The sequence below is a fragment of the Arthrobacter sp. 05T47 genome (assembly GCF_056395825.1).
Genome location: NZ_JBFTKG010000002.1, coordinates 24,890 through 43,741, shown reverse-complemented (window position 1 = coordinate 43,741; position 18,852 = coordinate 24,890). Strand labels below are relative to the sequence as shown.

At 66.4% G+C, this 18,852-nt stretch carries 21 protein-coding genes and 1 tRNA gene; 14 read left to right on the top strand and 8 right to left on the bottom strand.

The features are described from left to right. Positions 1–7 precede the first annotated feature (7 nt). The 3 genes from AC1DEY_RS02295 to AC1DEY_RS02285 form a co-directional block, all read right to left on the bottom strand. Positions 8–919 carry an RcpC/CpaB family pilus assembly protein gene (locus tag AC1DEY_RS02295; RefSeq protein WP_476866603.1) on the bottom strand — a complete coding sequence of 304 codons (912 nt, stop codon included), beginning with the start codon at positions 917–919 and terminating at the stop codon, positions 8–10. Between the two features lie 138 nt (positions 920–1,057). After that, entirely contained in the window at positions 1,058–1,312 is a 255-nt protein-coding gene (locus AC1DEY_RS02290; RefSeq protein WP_476866602.1) for an FmdB family zinc ribbon protein, read from the bottom strand. Between the two features lie 155 nt (positions 1,313–1,467). Further along, the gene (locus AC1DEY_RS02285) at positions 1,468–2,103 is read right to left on the bottom strand and encodes a 5-formyltetrahydrofolate cyclo-ligase (protein ID WP_476866601.1); all 636 of its coding nucleotides are present in this window, start codon (positions 2,101–2,103) and stop codon (positions 1,468–1,470) included. 106 nt (positions 2,104–2,209) lie between these two features. Between AC1DEY_RS02285 and galU the strand changes: the two genes are divergently transcribed. The 7 genes from galU (at position 2,210) to AC1DEY_RS02250 (ending at position 7,804) form a co-directional block, all read left to right on the top strand. Continuing rightward, positions 2,210–3,127, top strand: a complete 918-nt coding sequence (galU, locus tag AC1DEY_RS02280) for a UTP--glucose-1-phosphate uridylyltransferase GalU (RefSeq protein WP_476866600.1) — start codon at positions 2,210–2,212, stop codon at positions 3,125–3,127. Between the two features lie 5 nt (positions 3,128–3,132). After that, positions 3,133–3,753 (top strand): GNAT family N-acetyltransferase, encoded by a 621-nt coding sequence (locus tag AC1DEY_RS02275; RefSeq protein ID WP_476866599.1) that lies wholly within the window; start codon positions 3,133–3,135, stop codon positions 3,751–3,753. A gap of 142 nt (positions 3,754–3,895) precedes the next feature. Continuing rightward, positions 3,896–4,897, top strand: coding sequence for a hypothetical protein (locus AC1DEY_RS02270; RefSeq protein ID WP_476866598.1), 1,002 nt, complete (start codon positions 3,896–3,898; stop codon positions 4,895–4,897). A gap of 107 nt (positions 4,898–5,004) precedes the next feature. Next, a complete protein-coding gene (locus tag AC1DEY_RS02265) occupies positions 5,005–5,817 on the top strand; it encodes an SDR family oxidoreductase (RefSeq protein WP_476866597.1) in 813 nt (270 codons plus the stop codon). 46 nt (positions 5,818–5,863) lie between these two features. Next, positions 5,864–5,936: transfer RNA gene (locus tag AC1DEY_RS02260), tRNA-Ala, on the top strand. Between the two features lie 617 nt (positions 5,937–6,553). Further along, positions 6,554–7,081 carry a hypothetical protein gene (locus AC1DEY_RS02255; protein WP_476866596.1) on the top strand — a complete coding sequence of 176 codons (528 nt, stop codon included), beginning with the start codon at positions 6,554–6,556 and terminating at the stop codon, positions 7,079–7,081. Positions 7,082–7,189: 108 nt separating this feature from the next. Further along, positions 7,190–7,804: a GNAT family N-acetyltransferase gene (locus tag AC1DEY_RS02250; RefSeq protein ID WP_476866595.1), complete on the top strand. Its 615-nt coding sequence runs from the start codon at positions 7,190–7,192 to the stop codon at positions 7,802–7,804. Positions 7,805–7,819: 15 nt separating this feature from the next. Here AC1DEY_RS02250 and AC1DEY_RS02245 read toward each other — a convergent pair whose 3' ends face one another. Further along, positions 7,820–8,323: a hypothetical protein gene (locus tag AC1DEY_RS02245; RefSeq protein WP_476866594.1), complete on the bottom strand. Its 504-nt coding sequence runs from the start codon at positions 8,321–8,323 to the stop codon at positions 7,820–7,822. Between the two features lie 177 nt (positions 8,324–8,500). Here AC1DEY_RS02245 and AC1DEY_RS02240 point away from each other — a divergent pair, with 177 nt between their 5' ends. Continuing rightward, on the top strand, positions 8,501–10,174 hold the full coding sequence (locus AC1DEY_RS02240; protein WP_476866593.1) for a phosphodiester glycosidase family protein: 1,674 nt from the start codon (positions 8,501–8,503) through the stop codon (positions 10,172–10,174). Between the two features lie 24 nt (positions 10,175–10,198). Here the strand turns inward: AC1DEY_RS02240 and AC1DEY_RS02235 are convergent, their stop codons facing one another. Then, positions 10,199–11,059 carry a glycosyl hydrolase gene (locus tag AC1DEY_RS02235; RefSeq protein WP_476866592.1) on the bottom strand — a complete coding sequence of 287 codons (861 nt, stop codon included), beginning with the start codon at positions 11,057–11,059 and terminating at the stop codon, positions 10,199–10,201. Between the two features lie 288 nt (positions 11,060–11,347). On the opposite strand from AC1DEY_RS02235, the gene AC1DEY_RS02230 reads away from it, so the two are divergent. The 5 genes from AC1DEY_RS02230 (at position 11,348) to AC1DEY_RS02210 (ending at position 15,253) form a co-directional block, all read left to right on the top strand. Next, positions 11,348–11,731 (top strand): hypothetical protein, encoded by a 384-nt coding sequence (locus tag AC1DEY_RS02230; RefSeq protein ID WP_476866591.1) that lies wholly within the window; start codon positions 11,348–11,350, stop codon positions 11,729–11,731. A gap of 25 nt (positions 11,732–11,756) precedes the next feature. Next, positions 11,757–12,227, top strand: coding sequence for a GatB/YqeY domain-containing protein (locus AC1DEY_RS02225; RefSeq protein WP_476866590.1), 471 nt, complete (start codon positions 11,757–11,759; stop codon positions 12,225–12,227). Next, on the top strand, positions 12,224–13,816 hold the full coding sequence (locus tag AC1DEY_RS02220) for an ABC-F family ATP-binding cassette domain-containing protein (RefSeq protein WP_476866589.1): 1,593 nt from the start codon (positions 12,224–12,226) through the stop codon (positions 13,814–13,816). Before AC1DEY_RS02225 ends, AC1DEY_RS02220 begins: the two co-directional genes overlap by 4 nt. A gap of 167 nt (positions 13,817–13,983) precedes the next feature. Continuing rightward, positions 13,984–14,787 (top strand): hypothetical protein, encoded by an 804-nt coding sequence (locus tag AC1DEY_RS02215; RefSeq protein ID WP_476866588.1) that lies wholly within the window; start codon positions 13,984–13,986, stop codon positions 14,785–14,787. A gap of 142 nt (positions 14,788–14,929) precedes the next feature. Further along, the gene (locus AC1DEY_RS02210) at positions 14,930–15,253 is read left to right on the top strand and encodes a hypothetical protein (protein WP_441407924.1); all 324 of its coding nucleotides are present in this window, start codon (positions 14,930–14,932) and stop codon (positions 15,251–15,253) included. A gap of 34 nt (positions 15,254–15,287) precedes the next feature. Here AC1DEY_RS02210 and corA read toward each other — a convergent pair whose 3' ends face one another. Both corA and AC1DEY_RS02200 read right to left on the bottom strand, forming a co-directional pair. Beyond that, positions 15,288–16,283 (bottom strand): magnesium/cobalt transporter CorA, encoded by a 996-nt coding sequence (corA, locus tag AC1DEY_RS02205; protein WP_441407925.1) that lies wholly within the window; start codon positions 16,281–16,283, stop codon positions 15,288–15,290. A gap of 7 nt (positions 16,284–16,290) precedes the next feature. Further along, positions 16,291–16,830 carry an Lrp/AsnC family transcriptional regulator gene (locus AC1DEY_RS02200; RefSeq protein ID WP_441407926.1) on the bottom strand — a complete coding sequence of 180 codons (540 nt, stop codon included), beginning with the start codon at positions 16,828–16,830 and terminating at the stop codon, positions 16,291–16,293. Positions 16,831–17,006: 176 nt separating this feature from the next. Between AC1DEY_RS02200 and AC1DEY_RS02195 the strand changes: the two genes are divergently transcribed. Continuing rightward, a complete protein-coding gene (locus AC1DEY_RS02195; RefSeq protein WP_476866587.1) occupies positions 17,007–18,248 on the top strand; it encodes an MFS transporter in 1,242 nt (413 codons plus the stop codon). Positions 18,249–18,266: 18 nt separating this feature from the next. Here the strand turns inward: AC1DEY_RS02195 and AC1DEY_RS02190 are convergent, their stop codons facing one another. Then, on the bottom strand, positions 18,267–18,764 hold the full coding sequence (locus tag AC1DEY_RS02190; RefSeq protein WP_476866586.1) for an Lrp/AsnC family transcriptional regulator: 498 nt from the start codon (positions 18,762–18,764) through the stop codon (positions 18,267–18,269). Between the last annotated feature and the right edge of the window lie 88 nt (positions 18,765–18,852).

Here is an 18,852-nt window from a genome sequence, read left to right as displayed (position 1 = left end):
AACGGCCCTAGCCCGGCGCGGCCGCCACGAGCACGAAGAACAGCTTGCCCTGGGTAGAAGCGCCCGCCAGCCTTCGCGCCTGGTCTGCCGACGCCGCTACGACCACCAGCCCCTCAGCCTCCGTGCTGGCTGGCCACGGTCCGGCGCTGCCGCCCTGCGCGGATGTCCAGAGCACCGGGACGGCAACAGCGAGGATTTGGCTTTCGGCGGATTGTTCAAAGCCGTTGCCACCGGTGAGCACCACGTTGACGAGCTGTCCGGGGGAGACCAGCTGGATCGAGGCAGGGTCAGCCATTCTCAGCGGCACCGCAGCGGAGCCGGGCGGGGTTCCGGCGAGCAGGCCCGGGCCGAGGACCTGGGCGTCTGTGAGGAGTTGGCCCTTCCGCAGCGGCGCAGCCAGCTGTTTTCCCTCGAACGCGGTCTCGCTGCCGGGGCTGCCGGCAGGCACGATGCCGGGCGGCACGCTGATCCGGTTGACGTCGCCGGGTCCCAGGGTCTTCCCCGCGGGAAGATCCGACGCCGCGGCGAAAGCAACAACAGTTTCGGCGGGCGCGGGGGTGAGTTGCTGAACCGTAAGGCCGGCGGGGATGCAGAACAGGAGCGAGGCAAAGAGCCGCCGATTCCGGTTCAGCCAGCTGCGCAGGCGGCGCCGCGACGGACGGCCGCGAGGCGGTTGCTGACTGCGGGGCTTGCCGGGGCCGTTCCGGCTCCGACTGGAGCGGCCGGCCGTGGACAACGTGGCCGACGGAAGGCGGGCAGCGCGGATCCCGGTGCGGTTCCAGCGTGCGGAGTCCTCGGCGGGCCGTCGCCGCGACCGTGTGGAAAAAATCCCGGGCGAAGCCGCGTAGGGAAACCCGCCCCACGTCGCGAAGGGCAAACAGAACGACGAAGGGGACAGCGGACTGAGGGAAAGGGCCATGCCGCCACGCTACGGACCCGCGGAGGGCGGCGAGAGCCTCGAAGTGGCCTATGTGGACAAATTCGCAGGCGTCCAAGCGATGAGGCAGGCCTAGCCTGAGGGGGACCCGACGGCAGCGGCGTCGGTCCGGTGGGCCTTTTACGCCGCGGGGGCCGGAGCCGGTGCGGGGGTGGCCGCAGGTGCTGCAGGAGCAGCGGAAACCGTGCTGCCCTTGGTGTCGCGGGAATCGTTCCGGTAGAACCCGGAGCCCTTGAACACGACGCCGACGCTGTTGAACTTCTTGCGCAGCGTGCCCTGGCACTCGGGGCAGGACGTCAGGGAGTTGTCGCTGAACGACTGCACGATCTCGAAGGCGTGGCTGCAGTCCTTGCAGGCGTATGCATACGTGGGCACTGGAAATCCTCACTCTGGGACAAACGAGCAGGTCCCGTGCTGTCGAGTCGTGACCGCTGCCGGGATGGTTACCGGCGGGGTCCGTGCTTAGCAGTCGCAGGGCCTGAGTGCCAATTCTATCACCCTGACTTGAACCCCCATCCACCGGGCCGGTATCAGCCGAGCCGGATGATTCCGCCCGGGGTCAGCGCCGCGTCGACCTTACGGTCGAACGACTCGGCGGGGATACTGTCCGCGGGCAGCACCTCCGTGTCATAGACGACGGCGGCAGTCGGCAGCGCCGCGGCGTCGGACGCCTCGCCGGCCGCCTCCCCGGATGAAAGGGACAGGGCGGACAGGGCGGCAAGGAACTTGTCGTAATAGCCGCCGCCTTGCCCGATGCGGTTGCCGGAGAAGTCCAGGGCGGTGGCCGGAAGGATGATTGCGGTAGCGGCGCGCATGACGGCGGTGCCGTGGCGCTCGCCGACAGGTTCCTGGATGGGGGCGAAGCTGCTCCGGACAAACACTGACTGCGGGGTCCAATAGACCCAGCTGAGCCCAAGGTTGGGCTCGCACACCGGAAGCAGCACCCTGTGTCCGGCGTCGGTCAGGGCCGTCAACAGCGGCAGTGTGGGCGGTTCGGTGCCCACGCCGAGGTAGGCCGCGAAGGTGCCCCGGCGGCCGCCGGCCAGCGCCGAGGCCCACTGGAGCCCATGGCGGGCGATGCCCACCGCGGCGGCATCAAGCTCGGCCACCGGGAGTTCGGAACGCTTCGCCCGGTGGCTGGAGCGTATTTGGTCTTTTGACGCCATGCTGGCCCGTCCTCTGCCTATTGCGGCCACGACGGCCGGGGGGAAGGTCCGCCGGCGGTTCGATTAAGAATTACGCAATGATTGGTCCCTCCGTTAGATTAGTCGAGTGAATACACCCAACGCTTCCGTTCGCAAGGCCGTCATTCCCGCCGCGGGCCTTGGTACTAGGTTTCTTCCGGCTACTAAGGCCATGCCCAAGGAAATGCTCCCCGTCGTTGACAAACCGGCTATCCAGTACGTCGTTGAGGAGGCCGTGAACGTCGGCCTGAACGACATCCTGATGATCACCGGCCGTAACAAGCGGGCGTTGGAGGACCACTTCGACCGCGTGCCGGCGCTGGAGTCCACCTTGAAGGCGAAGGGCGACACGGCCAAGCTCGAGTCCATCCAGGCCGCCAGCAACCTCGGTGACATCCACTACGTCCGCCAGGGCGATCCCATGGGCCTTGGCCACGCCGTCCTCCGGGCCAAGCAGCACGTCGGGCAGGAGCCGTTCGCCGTCCTCCTGGGCGATGACCTCATTGACGCCCGCGACGAACTCCTCAGCACCATGATCGAGGTCCAGGCCAAGACCGGCGGGTCCGTGGTCGCACTGATCGAGGTGGATCCGTCCCAGATCAGTGCATACGGCTGCGCCGACATCGAGGCGATCGGCGGTGAGGACTACGTCCGCATCAACCAGCTCGTGGAGAAGCCGGACGTCGAGGACGCCCCGTCCAACCTGGCCGTGATTGGCCGCTATGTCTTGCACCCGGCCGTCTTTGAAGTGCTTGAGCGCACCGCGCCCGGACGTGGCGGAGAAATTCAGCTCACGGACGCGCTGCAGGAACTCGCGGCCGGCACCGGCGAGGGCTACGGCGTATACGGCGTGGTCTTCCGCGGCCGCCGCTACGACACCGGCGACAAGCTCAGCTACCTCAAGGCATGTGTCCAGCTCGCCTGCGACAGCGATGACCTTGGCCCGGGCCTGCGCGAATGGCTGCCTGGCTTCGCGTCCAGCCTGGCCCCCAGCCTCACCAAGTAACTCCCGTGGGGGGCAGCTTCAACTGGCCGGTGACTCTGGAGAGTGGCGACATCGTGTTGCGCCCGATCCGGTACCGGGACCGCAGGGAGTGGACAGAACTTCGGTCCCGTAACTGCGAGTGGCTGGCCCCCTGGGAGGCATCAAACCCGGTGCCCGGCGGTGGGCTGCCGGACTACCGGCAAATGGTCCGCTCACTCAAGGTCCAGGCTGCGCAGGCCACGGCCCTGCCCTTCGTGATCGCCGAATGGACGCCGGGCCACCAAGCGCCGGTGATCGTAGGGCAGCTGACTGTCTCCTCGATCGTGTGGGGTTCGGCCATGATGGCGACCCTTGGCTACTGGGTCGACAAGGGACGGGCTGGCCACGGGATAGCCCCCACCGCCGTGGCCATGGCAACGGATTATTGCTTCGGCACCCTCGGCCTGCACCGCATGGAGATCAACATCAGGCCGGAGAATGCCCCGAGCCTGAGGGTGGTGGAGAAACTCGGGTTCCGGGACGAGGGATACCGGCCCAGATTCCTGCATATCAACGGCGAATGGGCCGATCACCGTACGTTCGCACTCACGGCTGAGGAAGTGCCGGAAGGCTTGCTCGCACGGTGGCTGAGAACCCGCCAGGCCTGAGCCCGTGAGTGCCGTCTGACCAGCCACGACGCCCGGCCGGAGCCCAGCCGCCGCCACGCCCGCGACACACCCCTGACAATGCGGGGCAGTACCCCATATACCTCATACGGTTTTGAGTGTGGACTTCCCTCTTAGCAGCTCTGTGATACTTGTCATTGCTGTTGCGCTCTGGATCGTGTGGGTGGCGCCTTACGTTCTCCGGAACGGGCGCCACCAGCTGCAGCCTGCGGGCGAATTCCTGGCGGACGTCATTGACATGGAACCAGCAGATCCACATGCGGGGAAGGTTATGAAAATGGCGGCGCAGCAGGAGAAACCCATGATCAGCACCCAGCGCGCAGAACCGGCCAGCGGCTTCGCTGGTAGCCGGGTCAGTACTGGCGCGCCCGGAGTGGCGACGCCTATTGCCGGTGCTTCTCCGGCCTTCAAGATTCGGTGGGGGCGGCTGGTGCTTGCGATGGCCGGCCTGATGTTCCTGCTCACGGGGGTCGTGTCCGGGGCCCTTCGACTTTTCGGGTTGGGGTCCGGCTGGCTGCCGGTGACGGCCCTGCTGGGCGCTGTCGCCGCCGTGGCCATGCTCCGCCGTCTCGCTGTCCGTGACCGCCGGCGAAAAATGAACGCCGCCTTCCGCGCAGCAATGGGCGGCCCGCAACGTACCACCGCCCGGTCTTCACGGCCCGAGCAAACCCCCTCCCGGCCTGCTGAGAGTCCCGGCGCACGGCCGGAAAGCCCTCTCTTCGACGCCGAAGCGGGCCCCTCAACCCAGGAACAGAAACCTGCTCCCAGGCCGCTGACCGCGCTGGAGCTCCGCCAGGCCGCCCTCGCCGAGGCCGCAGCCTCGGGGGATACCTCGGCCGCTGTGGCAGCCGAAACGGTGGCAACTGCTGCGGATTCCAGCTGGGAGCCAGTCGACGTTCCCAGGCCCACGTACGTCGAAGCGCCGAAGGCCGAGCGGGCGGCCCCCATGCCCCTCGACCTCCCCGAGGCGCCGAAAGCCCTGGGGAAGCCCTCGCTCAAGCAGGCCTCCGCGCGGCCGGCCGCGTCCGATCCGCGGACCGCAGAGGATTCCGAGACAAAGCAGCTCAGCAAGGCCCAGAGCGCCCTGAGCAACCTGGACGATGTCCTCCAGCGGCGCCGCGCCTGATCCGGTCCCTCTGAAAAGTTTTCACCCCGGGCAGCCACCGATGGCTGCCCGGGGTTTTCCTTTCCCCGAAGCGTAGCCGCCACGGTTGGTTGCGGTAGCCTCGGGTCATGACAAGGATCTGCGTGGCCGGCGGAACAGGGCAAGTGGGCCGCGAGGTAGTGCGGCAGGCCGTCGACGCAGGACACTCCGTGGCGGTCCTGAGCCGCAACCCGCCGCCCGCAGGCGCCTCCGGCCGGGTCGGGGGAGCGGAATACTTCCGCGCGGACGTGACGACGGGCGAAGGCGTGGCGACCGCCGTGGGGGGCGCCGACGTCGTGATTGACTGCCTGGAGGGACGCTCCGGGAAGGCGCGGAAGAACTTCGCCGACGGCGGCGCACGCCTTCTGGCCGCCGCCCAGGATGCCGGGACGGCCAGGGCCGTCATGCTGTCCATCGTGAACTGCGATCGCAGCAGCGCAGCTTTCTACCGGTCGAAGGCTGCGAAAGAACAGGTTTACGAGCTGTCCGGGCTTCAGACTGTGGTGCTCCGCGCCACCCAGTTTCATTCGTTGCTGGCGATGATGTTCGGCGCCGGCTCCAGAATTCGGATCATCCCCGTGGTGCGGGGCAGCCGGTTCCAGCCCGCGTCGCCGGCTGACGTGGCTGGGATGCTCCTGGAGGCCGCGCTGGAGCCGGCACCGGTTCCAGCGGCGGGCCCGCCGCACCGGGTGCTGGACTTCGGCGGTCCCGAGTCCAAGGACATGGCCGACTTTGCCCGTGAATGGAAGCGGGCCAGGGGCGTGAAGGGCCAACTGGTGCGCCTGCCGTTGCCCGGGCCGATGGGCCGCTACCTTCGCGAGGGGCTGAATTTGGTACCGGACGCACGACACGGCAACGAGACATTCCGGGGCTGGCTGGAAAACAACGCGGATAGTTTGTAGCCTAGGGACACCGGCAACGCCGTTCCCTCAGGACCGGCGTTGCTTCGGGGCTATAGCTCAGTTGGTAGAGCGCTTCGTTCGCATCGAAGAGGTCAGGAGTTCGAATCTCCTTAGCTCCACCGATTTCGGGGATTCTCTGGTGCCGTTCTTAAGAGCCTCCACGTTGCCCGGATCCCATTCGCGGACTTTCTGCCAGTGATCTTCAGGGGCACCATGCGTGCGGCTTGGGTCCCTCGGTTCCCCGGATACACGAAGAGGGTCCCCCAAGGACCCTCTGCCATGCGGCCCGCGGCTGCAGGCCATCCGTTCGCGCACCACTACCATAAGCATGCTTAGGGTCGCGTGTCAGCCTTGCGGCCGAATATGGCAAAGAACTTTCTCCGGAAAGCGGGCTCCGGAGCGGCTTCGCATGTTAGGTTTGCGGCAAAGCCGCGGCCATTGCCGGCAGCTTCCGTACTCTTGGGGGAGAGTGACGATGATCCGGAACCACAGACAGCTCACAGGCCTCATGGCCGCCGCTACCCTGACGAGCCTCCTGCTCACTGCCTCGGCGTGTGCCGTTCCTCAGGCGGGCACGGAGCCGAACGCCACGCAGTTGCTTGAGTCGGCAGCCACCGTGGAGCCGTCGCCCTCCGCGACAGCCACAACCGCGTCAACCGCCGCCTCGGCGCCGGCTGCCAGTGAGACGGGCGCGCCGCCTCAGACGCAGGCACCGGAGACCCGCCAATCTGCGCCTATGGAGACATTCACGTTCCCGGACGGCCACATTTCCTTCACCTACATGGCCGACTGGTCCGTCACGGTCAAGCCCGGTCCGGTGAACAACGCCGAAGAGCAGAAGATCTCCTTCGAAGCGACCGTCAAGGACGCGTCCGGCGCAGTTCTGGCCCGGGTTTACAGCGGCAAGTACGGCGACGGCGCCGTCGCCCCGGTCCAACGGACCGTCTTGGACCACAGCCCGGTGTCAGGCATCACCAACACCGTGGGGGAGGCCGGTGAGTTCGGTTTCGCCTATGACCAGTATCTGGACGGCAGCTACTACTACTTCATGGATGTCCGGAATGCCAAGGAATTCCTGGCAACAATCGACTCTTCGGGTTCCAACCAGATCGCACTGCCCGACAGGATCATGAACGCATACGTCGTCCTCACCGATTCGCCGTCCGAGCAGGCCTTTCCGTCACCGGCCGCCGCGAAAGCCTGGATGGCAACCGGACGTTATGCTCAGCTCAAGACGATGCTGCTCAGCCTGGAATATTCATAGCCGCAACAGCCGCAGAACGCCCCGGCAGTGCTACCGGGCCGTCCGGGGCAGTGTTGCCTGCCCCAGACGCCGCCACGGTGCGCGGCCACCCGTCAACCAAGGAGCAACATGACAATCACTGCGACCAGGACCCCGACGGCGTCGAACGTCAACCTGCATGTAGGCGCCCCTGGGCCCGCCGTGGCCACCGAAACGGCAGCCCTCTTGAACGAATCCCTCGGCTCTGGATTCGTCCGCCCAAGTGACCTGGCCGAGCTCACGGGGGGCCGCCGCGGAGTCCTCGTCCGGGCCCGAAACCGCCCAGGCCAACTGCTTGGCGCAGCCACGGCCCGCGTCCTGGGCCGGGAAAGCGTCGATGCGCTGCGCGACCGGCTCAGCCGTGCCGGCATCGAGGCCGGCTGGGACGTGCACGGGGTCGGTGAACTGAAATCCATTGTCGTCGCTCCGACAGCCCGCGGCATGGGCCTCGGCACGGACATGCTCGCGGCCAGCATCGACTTTCTGAAGGCTTCCGGCTGCCGCTATGTAGTGTCCGCGTCATGGGTTTCAGCCGATCCGCAGCAATCTTCTCTGAGGATGTTGGAACGGGCCGGATTCGCTCAAGTGGCCACCATTCCTGCCTTCTGGGCGGACGACCAGGACGCGGCCGGTTACCTGTGCCCCGAATGCGGCGCCCAATGCGTCTGCGCGGCCACCATCCTGGTCCTCGACTTGGATGCCTGACAGGGCTGGGAGCGGCTAGAGCTCCTCCTGGGCAAGGGCCTTGGTCCGGGCTGGTGCTGGCCGTCCAAGGCGCTCATCCAGAGTCCAGCGCAGCCTGGCGGCGGCGACCTGAACCCGGTGCTGCGAGGCGGTCGGAGAGAAAACTTTCGCCGGGACGTGGTCGGTAATGTCCCCAGGCCCGTTCACGGACTTCCATGCGATGTCCAAGAGTTCGAGTTCCTCGTTCCGGGCCAACTCGCTGCGGGCAAGCACACCCAGCGTTGCCAGCCCCAAGGCCTTGATGTCCTGTTCCTCATCCAGAGCGCGGTCAAGTGCCCATTGCGTCCGTTTCCACCACTCGGCCCGGTCGTCCGCAGTGGCCTTCTGGCGGAGCGTCTGCCAGGCCATGAACGCTCCGACGGCTGCCGCTATGAGGACCGCCACCGGTGCAAGGGCAGCAACAATCTGCCACCACTCGGCCGGACTTGGGTGGAGGATGACTTCAACCGGAATCGGAGCAGGGGCAGGCGTTGGCGGCATGCGACCAGCCTAAGCCGGGGCCCGGACAATGGCAGGCGACGAGGCCGATGCGGCGTGCTCTCTGTGCCCGCAGTCGACCACGGCGGCCGTGAACGGGCCGCCAAGATTCGGCCAACAGGTGGCCAACCGCGGATGGAATGGGCGGATTCCGCCTGCCCGCTTGTCTACGGTGGACGCATGAAAGCCTCACCAAAGCACCGCAGCGCCCTGACCGCCGCCCTGGTTCTCACGGGCTGTTTTGCGTTCCTCAGCCCCGTGGGACCTACTCTGGCGGACAACGGCCAGAGTGTAGACACCCGGGCCAATCAGGGCCCACACCTCAACCTTGGCGCCGCTGTCCTGCCGGAAAACCGGACATTGACGACGCTCGCGCCGGGCGTCACCCTGACGAGGATCAGCCGCGGCGCCTCGGACTCTTCATTCTTATGGACAGCCGAAGTGGCCATCCCTTCCGATTCACCGGATCCTGACGCGCCTGCCTCGGCACTCTCCAGCCAGGCCACCGCGGAGCGCGTCGCCGAGAAACTCAAGGCGAACGGAGTCGACGCCCGCATCGAACATGTCCAGTCCCCGCAGCTGGCCGACGCCGGCGGCGACCTTGGGTACCGGGTCCGCGCCGGTCACCTCGCCACCAAGGCCGACGGAGACGCGGTTGTCGCGCGGATCAAGGCGGCCGGGCTAGCCTCCTCAGTGATCTATACCGGCTGGGACGGGGATGTGGGCACAAGCGCGAAGGACCGCGGGCCGTGGAAGCTTGAGGTCATCACCATCGATCCGGAGAAATACTATGGCCAGCTGTCCGCCACGTTCGGCCCGGATCTGGAGAAGCGGGAGACCACCAGCGAGCTGGCTAGGGACGCGCGCGCCATCGCTGCGGTTAACGCAGGCTACTTCGTCTTCGACCCGGCGGCTGGCGCCGAGGGTGACCCGGCCGGAGTGGGTGTCTATGATGGCCAGACCCTTAGTGAACCCATCGCAGACCGACCGGCCCTGGTCATTGACGGCAACAAGAACAGCACCAGCATCAAGCGGCTGACCTGGGCCGGTTCCGTCTCCTCCGCGTCCGGTGAGGCGACCTTGGACGGCATCGACCGTGTCCCGGGCCTGATCCGCAATTGCGGCGGAGCCAACGACCTGCCCACCCCGCTCGCACTCCACGACGTCACCTGCACCAATGCCAACGAGCTCGTGACGTTCACTCCCGAATTCGGAACCTCCACCCCGGCTGGTCCGGGCGTGGAAGTGGCGGTGGACAGCCACAACATCGTCACTTCAGTCGCCGAGACGCGCGGCATGGCCGTGCCTGCCGGTGGTCACACCGTCCAGGCCACCGGGACCGACACAGCACGGCTCCGCGCACTGGCCCCGCTGGGCGCCACGCTGAAAATCGGCACCGGCCTGCTTGGCCAGGACGGAAAGACTCTCCGGACAGACAAGTCCACCAGCGTGGTCAATGGCGGTCCGCTGCTGGTCAAGGATGGTCAGGAACACGTCACTGCCAAGCGTGACGGCATGGTCCACCCCCACGACGGGAACAGCTTCTACTACGGCTGGGTCCACAAACGGAACCCGCGGACTTTCGCCGGCACTGATGCCCAGGGGAAAACCTTGCTGGTGACCGCTGACGGCCGCTCTACCGCCTCGCTGGGTCTGAGCCTGAAGGAAGAGGCCGACGTCGCCTCGTCACTTGGCATGGTTCAAGCGATCAACCTCGACGGCGGCGGATCAACAACGGCCGTTGCCGGAGGAACGGTCCTGAACACCCCTTCCGGCGGCGCGGAGCGAGCCGTCGGTGACGCCCTCCTCGTGCTTCCCACCCGTAAGGATGAGCAGGACAGCTCCGGCAAGTAGCCGCCACTTCCTGGGCTGGGGACATCAAAGTGAGGCGTAAAGCCTCCCGATTGATGTCAGCTGGCCGTTCGTTTTGAAGAGAGCGGACGGGCCCATGGCGGGGTCTGAGGGTTCCCGGGATTTCCACGCAAACCGTTCGACGAAGGGCATCAGGCGCATGCCGGCGACCGCAGCCTGCATGAAATACCCGACCTCCCGGGTAGTGTACCTGGACGGCCGTGCGGGGGATGCCGACCAGTCGGCCACAGCAAATTCCGTTACCCAGATCGGACGTCCATACCTGTAATGCAAGTACAGGACCTTCGCGAGGAAGCTCTCCGGGTTCGGCGGCGTATAGGAGTGCATTGTCATGAAGTCGACGCGAAGGTTCGCCTGCCTCGCCCGGGCCATGAACTGTTCCAGCCACGGGCTCCTGACGCCGACGGTGGCGGGGGATCCCAGCCGCAGGCCCGTGGACTGAAGGTGGGGCCACAGCCGGATGGCCTCATCGACTGACATGTTGGACTGGCCTGGGTGGTCCGGCTCGTTGAATGCGAGTAGGTGTTTGGTCCTTGTCGCTGGAAGTTGTCTGGCCACGTCGCCGAGGGCGTCCTTTTGGATTAAGGCATTGGCGCTCCAGACCATCGGGACAAAGGCCGGGCTCGTAGTGACCGTATACGCCGATCCCCAGGAGTAGTACCAGCTGGCGTTCAGACTTCGGATCTGTCTCAATGCCAGCGCATCGTCACCGCCGTGAGCTGCGCCCTTGAGGGCCCGGGGTGAGGATAAAGCCGCGTGGGTAGTCGAAGGTGCGAACGGGGCCGGGACCGGTCCCGAGGCTGCGAAACTCGTCCCGGCCGCGGCCGGGGCAGCCAACACAGCAGTGAGAAATGTCCGGCGATCCATGGGGGTTCCCTCTTTCGGAGCGAAGGGCCGATGCGATTCCTCAACCAAATGTGACGAGGGTCACGCTACGCCCTTCCTTGGGTATTTGGAACAGCCCAAGGGCACTGTGGCACCGGCCTTTCGGTACGAAGGGGGGAGGGGTTTCATGAGATCGTGAGTACATACGTGATCGGCGCCGTGGCCGCGCCGACGCAGCAATCTGGGTGGCGAGAACCAGGATGGCTAAGCCGGCGAATCCGCAGCTGACATCGAGTGCAGACATCCAGAGTGCAGACAGGGCCACTATCCATGAAGACCACCGCGATCGCGCTTGGCGTGCTGACGCTACTACTGACTGCCTCTTGCTCTACCTCGCCGGATCCTGCCTCCCCGAACCCCGGGCCGTCGGCCGGGACCCCGTCCGCTGGCCTGTCGGCGTCGCTTCCCACACCGAACCCGGCCCAGAAGGAAGCGCTTCTGGCCGCGCTCGCCAGGATCAACCCCCGCCTGCAAAGCGACCAGGCAGTCGACAAGGCCCGCGGCCTGTGCGGCCGCCTCTTGGGGCTGTCGCCGGCCGAACAGCTCATCGCCGCTGCAAAGGCGGAGTTCAGCGGCGGGGACGTCCCGGCGGTTTCGGATGAGGACGCCCAGCGGATTATCTCGGCGATCGGTGCCAACGGGTTCTGCCGCTAGCCTTGGTAGTAACACGAGGAGAACTATGACCACCCTGAAAGAACGCCTGCACGCCGACGTCGTGAGCCACATGAAGGACCGCAACAAGGTAGCCCTCACCACTGTGCGCAATGTCCTGGGCGAGATCGAAACCCGCGAGAAGTCCGGCAAGACGCCCATCGTGCTGGACGACGCGCAGGTGACAGCCCTTTTGCAAAAGGAAGCCGCGAAGCGCCGCGACACGGCCCGCATCTACACCGAAGCCGGTGAAGCCGAGCGTGCCGCCGCCGAAATCGCCGAGGCAGAGGTGATCGAGGCCTACCTGCCCAAGCCGCTCACTGCAGCCGAGGTCGAGTCGATCGTGGACGAGACAATCACGGCCCTGAAGGCCGACGGCGTCGAGCTTTCCATGCGTCAGCTGGGGGCAGTGATGAAGCCTGTCACCGCCACGGTGGCCGGACGTTTTGACGGCAAGGCTGTCAGCGAAATCGTCCGCAACCGGCTCGCGCAGCAGTGAGCCTGATCCGGCTCCACGACGTCGCTGTCCGTTTCGAGAACACACAGATCCTCCGCGAGGCGTTCTTCCGCCTCGAAGCCGGGGACCGGGTCGGCCTGATCGGCAAGAACGGCTCCGGGAAAACCTCCATCCTCAAGCTCATCCTGGACCACGTCTCCCCGGATTCCGGAACGGTCAGCGTGGAGCAGGGGACCAGGGTGGGGTACTTCTCCCAGTTTTCCGAGCTGGACGGCGAGGCGACCATCCTCGAGGTCCTTGACGGCCTTTTCGTCGAGATCAAGGCTGCCGAGGCCGAGCTGGCGGCCATCGACGCCGCCATTGCGGCAGACCCCGCCGAAGCAGAGCTGGACCGGCTGATCAGCCGCCAGGCCGAGCTGTTCGAGGACATGGACCGTCTCGACGGATGGGACTACAAGCGGCGGATCGACACTGTCCTGACCACGCTGGGGTTCAGCGAGGCTCACCGCGCGTGCGCGATTGACGAACTCTCCGGCGGGTGGCGCAACCGCGCCGCCCTGGCCAAGATCCTCTTGGAGGGTCCGGACGTCTTGCTGCTGGATGAACCCACCAACTACCTCGACGTCGCCGGCGTCGAATGGCTGGAGAGCTGGTTCCGCGACTTCCGTGGGGCCGCGATCGTGGTCTCGCACGACCGGAAGTTCCTCGATGCCGTGGTCACCCGGATCATCGAGGTGGAGAACTTCCACCTGCACGAATACCCGGGAAACTTCGCCGAGTACGTTGTCCAGAAGCAGTTCCGGCTCAAGACGCTCGAGGCGCAGTTCGTCCATGAGTCCGAGCTCCTGGCCTTTGAAGCGGAGGGCATCGCTGACCGCCGCGAGGCCGCTAAGGCCGCCAGCCGCGGGCTGGGGAACCAGCTGGCCAAGATCAAGAAAGCGCGGACGCCCCGGCCCGTCGACCAGATCGTCACGGAGATCTATGGCGGCCTGCACGTGAAGGATATTCTCTGCCGGGTCGAAGGGCTGGGAAAGTCCTTTGGCGAGAAGGTGTTGTTTGAGGACCTGAGCTTTGAGATCCGCCGTGGCAACAGGATTGTGGTCCTGGGCTCCAACGGCAGCGGCAAATCCACGCTGCTCAAAGTGCTGACCGGCGAGGAACCGGCGGATTCCGGCGATGTGGTCTGGGCCAAGGGGCCGGGCTTTGTCTCGTACAACAAGATGCTGGAGGATCTCGACGACGCCGACACCGTCTCGCACGCGGTCAACGCACTGCCGGACAGCCTGGCGTTCAGCGCCACGAAGAAGTCCGTCAACAGGTTCCTCGCGATGTTCCAGTTCTCCGAGGCTGACCTCAAGCAAAAGATCGGGAACCTCTCCGGCGGTCAGAAAGCACGCGTCGCCATGGCGCAGTGCCTGCTGTCCGGGGCCTCGGTGCTGCTCCTGGATGAGCCCACCAACCACCTGGACATGTCCAGCACCCAGGTGATGGAACGGGCACTGCTTCATTTCCCCGGGGCAGTCCTCGTGGTCAGCCACGACCGGTTCTTCACCGAGAAAATCGCCAACCGGCAGCTGGTCTTCGGCAGCGACGGTGCGGAAGCCGGCGAGGTGGAAGTCCGCGCCGCCTAAAACAACGCGCAAGTGAACGCAGGCTCAGTGTTTGCTCAGCATTTGATCAGGATGCGGCGGAAGCGGTCGAAGGGCCACAACACGGGGGATTCTGGGCGGTAGTGTAGCGCTGGCTGCCGATGGGGGACGGCAGTGGTCTCTCTACCCGCTTTTGAAAGGAATTCCCCATGGCAGGAATCATCGGATGGCTCAGCGCGCTGGGCACCACAGGCAAGGCCGTAGTAGTGGCCTCAGTCGTTGTCACCGGCGGCGCCGGCGCGACGGCTGCCACAGCGACCAGCAATCTTCCGGCTGAAACGACGTCGACCACGACGTCGACCGGCACCGCGAGCTCTGAGCCGGGGGACCCGGCAGAGTCGGAGAAGCCAGTAGCGGACGGCCGGGAATCCAGCGACGAGGAATCCGCCGAGCCGGGAGATCCGGCTGAGTCGGAGACTCCGGGAGCGGACGGCCGGGAATCCAGCGACGAGGAATCCGCCGAGCCGGGAGATCCGGCTGAGTCGGATGACCAGGAAGCCGGCGATCAGGGTGCGGGAGATCAGGGCGCCAATGATCAGGGTGCGGATGATCAGGGCGCCGATGATCAAGGCTCGAAAGAACAGGGACCCGCAGCCCAGGCTCCTGCCCCGACGGCTCCGGAGTCTCCAGCCGCACCGGCACCTGAGGCTCCCGCCCCGGCGGCCCCGGAGTCTCCAGCCGCACCCGCACCCGCGGCTCCCGCCCCGGCGGCCCCGGCGGCTTCCGAAGATGACGCGGCCGACGCGCCTGAAACCGATGGGTCCCATGCCTCGAACGGCAACGGCGGATGGGCACACCAGAACGCCGCAGAGCACCGTGCCGCCGGCCAGGCCAACGCCTCCGTACACCGTTCCGACGTTGAGGACCACGGAGGCGAACACACCGGCAAGTCTGACTGGCACGGCAAGTCCAACGGGCACGGTGACTCGGGCGAGCACCGCCACGACGACTAGCCCGAACATCACTGAAGCGGCGGCCCGGACCATTGGTCCGGGCCGCCGCCGTCGTTCCGTCGTCGATGCGTTGGCGAAAAGTGTTGCTCACATCGGATCGGTCTCAGCGGCGCGACGATCCGGTCCGCGAGATAATAAGAACATGACCAACAAGGAGCAGGACCGCGACCCGTGGGAGGAGTTCGACCAGCTCAAGCCCGCTGGCCCGGACCGGGTTGCCGGCTACCCCGGCGGGGAACCGCAGGGCTTCGGCTTCCGGACCGGTGTCCGCAGCGCCCGGGTTGCCCTCGGATTTGCTGTCTACTCCCTCGCGCTGGGAAGCCTCCTGGTCTTGACCGGCGCCATCGTCTTCATCGAAAGCGGCAAGTGGCTGCTGCTGGGACTCATGGTGCTGATCGAGGTCGTTTTTATCCTCGCGTTCCGGCGGCTCATGGTCCAGGTCCGGGACCGCCGGGCATCCAGCTAAAGCCAGCGCGTCCAGCTAAGGCCGGCGCATCTGGCTAGAGCCAGCCCTTCCGCTTGAAGATGGCGTACATGAGCCCCGCCGTGGCGGCCATGAGTCCGATCGCCATTGGGTAGCCAAGTGACCAGTGCAGTTCGGGCATGTTGTCGAAGTTCATCCCGTACAGGCCGGCCACGAAAGTCGGCGCGAAGAAGATCGCGGCCCAGGAGGAGATCTTCTTGACCTGTTCGTTTTGTTCCGCGCTGGCCTCGTTCTGGCGGTTGGCGGTCAGGGTTCCATCGAGCGTGAGAGCGTTCTGCAGCAGGTCACGGAACGAATCGGCACGCGAGATCAGCCGCTCCACGTGGTCCTCGACGTCGCGCAGGCTGTGCTGCAGTTCCGAATCGACGCGGTACTTTTCGAAGCCCCGCCGGAGCTGCTGCATCATTGCCGGCAGGGGGTGGATGGCGCGCTGGAAATGGATGACTTCCCGGGCGAGTTCGTAGATCCGCCGCGAGACCAGCGGGTCGCCGCTGAAGAGCTGGTCCTCGATCTCGTCGATGTCGTTTTCCAGCCCGGCCACCACGGGTCCGTAGTCATCCACCACCTGGTCCATGAGGGCGTACAGGACGGCCTCGGGCCCGTGGCGCAGCAGATCGGGTCGGCTCTCCATCCGCCGCCGGACCTGGCCCACCACTTTCGTCTCTGCATGCCGGACGGTCACCACGAAGTTTCGGCCCGTAAACACGTGCAGTTCGCCGAACTCGACCGTCTCCGTCTCGTCCAGATACCTGGCGGGCCGGAGCACTGTGAACAGGTTGTCGTCGTAGCGTTCCAGCTTGGGCCGCTGGTGGGCAGAAATTGCGTCTTCCACCGCCAGCCCATGCAGGTTGAATTCGGCCGCGACTGCCGCCATTTCGTCGGGCGTGGGCCGGTAGAGACCGATCCAGGCCATGCCCCCGCGCTCGGTGAGGGTCTCGAAAGTCTGCTCGAGGTTCCGCGGTTCGGCGCTGCGGATTCCGTCAACGTAGACGGCGTTGTCGATGATAGTCACCGGGACATTATCCTTCGTTCACCTGATGTTCAGCGGAACCGGCCCGGCGCGGGGCGGACCGGCCCGGAGCCAGCGCGTTGCCCTGGGCGAGCCGGCTGATCAGCGGCTCGGTTCGGTAGGGGATATGGGTGTGCAGCGCCAGCACAGTCTCGGTGCGGATGACTCCCTTGATCCGGAGGATGGAGCGGAGTGCCGCCTGGAGGTTGTGGGTGTCCGTCGCCACCACGCGGCACCATACGTCGCCGCGCCCGGAGATCTCGTGGACTTCCAGGACCTGGGCGATCAGCCGCAGGGCCCCTACGACGCCGTCGAGCTCGCGGTGGTTGACCTCGATCGTCACGAACGCGACGACGTCGTATCCCACCGCCTCCAGGTCGATCTCGCGGCCGCCGTCGTGCAGCAACCCCGAGCGCAGCATGCGCCGCACGCGCGACTGGGCGGTGTTCCGTGCAATGCCCAGGACATCGCTGAGCTCGCCGATCTGGATCCGCGGATCCCGGATCAGTTCCAGCAGGATCTTCAGGTCGGTCGGGTCCAGACTGTTCAAATCATCACTCCGGTTCACTTCGACAGTCAGAGATTGACTGTTTTGCTCAATTTTGGCACGAAACTTGGCCGTGAAGATCATTGATGCCGCATTCTGTAGGTACCAATCTTCGACCGGGCCGGGCGGTTCCCCCACAACAGGGAAAGCCCGGCCCTGCACTTTGCAAGGGCACGGACATGACAGTCTTCAGTGAACTCCGCATGCGCCCGGCCACAGCTGACCGCTGGGGTTGGGACGCTTCCACCACCGCACGGCTCGTGATGGCCGGAGTAGTGATCTTCACGCTGCTCGTCGGCGCGAACCTGGCGACGCCGCTCTACCCCCTGCTGCAGGCAAAGCTGGGGATCACGGCGCTCGACGTCACGGTGGCGTTCTCCGCCTACGTCCTTGCGCTGGTGGCCACCCTGGTCCTTGCCGGTCACTGGTCCGACCACATTGGACGCCGCGCGGCCCTTGTACTGGCCGTCCTGGTGGGTCTGGCCGGCGGCTTTGTCTTCGCCACCGCGAGCAGCCTCGTGGCGCTCTGCGCCGGCCGCGCGCTGCAGGGTGTGGCGGTGGCGCTCGCCACGGGCGCCAGCTCGGCTGCCCTGCGCGAGCTCCTGCCCAGCCGGCCCGAGTGGGCGTCCCGGTTCACGCTCCTGGCCTCGGCCGGGGGAGTTGCTGCGGGCCCCGCGATCGGCGGCATGCTCTCGCTCCTGCCGGGCCCGACGTCGACGCCGTACTACGTGCACTCCCTCGTCCTCGCCGCAGTTCTGGTGCCCCTCTACCTGCTCAAGGCGCGGCCCGCCATCAGCCTGCATGCCGGCCCCCAGCCGCTGCGCGTCCTGGCGCCGCGGCGGCCGTCGGTCTCCAGCGACGCGCGGGGGGCCTTCTGGCTGGCCTCCTCGGTGGGCTTCCTGAGCTTCACGGTCTTCGGCTTTTGCCTCTCGCTCGCACCGGGCTATTTCGCCCAGATCGTGCACGCCGACTCGCGGCCACTGATCGGCCTGCTGGCAGGGCTGACTTTGGGATCTTCAGCCCTGAGCCAGCTGCTGGCCATCCGGGGGCGTTTTGCCGTCCCCGCCGGCCTGGCCGTCCTGGGCTTTTCCGTCCTGCTGATGGCCGCGGCCGCCGCCTGGAGCAGCCCGTGGCTGCTCATCCTGGCCAGCATCACGGCCGGCGTGGGGCAGGGGGTGGCCTTCCGGACCGTGTTCAACGACGTCGCCGGCAAGGTGGAGGCCGCCCGGCATGCCCAGATCATCAGCACCGTCTACGTCATCACCTACCTCGGCAGCGCCTTGCCGGTGATCGGGCTGGGGCTCGCGGCCGGGGCCGTGGGGCTGCAGAGCGCCGTCGCCGGTTTTGTCACGGTGTGCGCTGCCGCCGCGCTGGCACTGGCCGCCGTCACCCTGCGGACGTCGCTGCGCCGGCAGGCCTGAGTGCGCCGTTGCCCGCTGTTACGGCAGCGGGCCGTGGTTGCCCTGGATGTGGTCGAAAACCAGCGTGGTCTCGGTGTGGCCCACCACGGGGTCGGTGGCCAGGTTGTCCAGCACCCAGTCCCGCAGGTCCTCGGTGGTGGCCACGGCGATGTGCAGCAGGTAGTCCACTGACCCGGACGTGTGGAACGTCGAGAGCACTGCCGGGAGGTTGGGCACCCGGGCTGTGAAGCGGTCGATCTGCTCGCGGTCGTGGGCCCGGAGCCGGACAGCAATGAGCGCCTGGACTGAGCGCCCGATCGCGGACAGGCTCAGATTGGCCTCGAAGCCCTCGATGATTCCACGCTCGGACAGGGCACGGGTGCGCATCAGCGCGGTCGACGGCGCGATCCCCACGAGCTCTGCCAGCTGCTTGTTCGAGATGCGGGCGTCCGCGACGAGGGCAGCGAGCAGGCGCTCGTCGATCGCGTCCAGCGGCTCGCTGGCTCCCGGCCGAACATTCTTCGCACTGCTGCTCACGGATCCTCCTTGTTGGGTTGTCCGTTCATCATAAACGGCATAATCCGACAGTTCCATTCAGAACCTCTACAAAAGCTCGAATTATTGC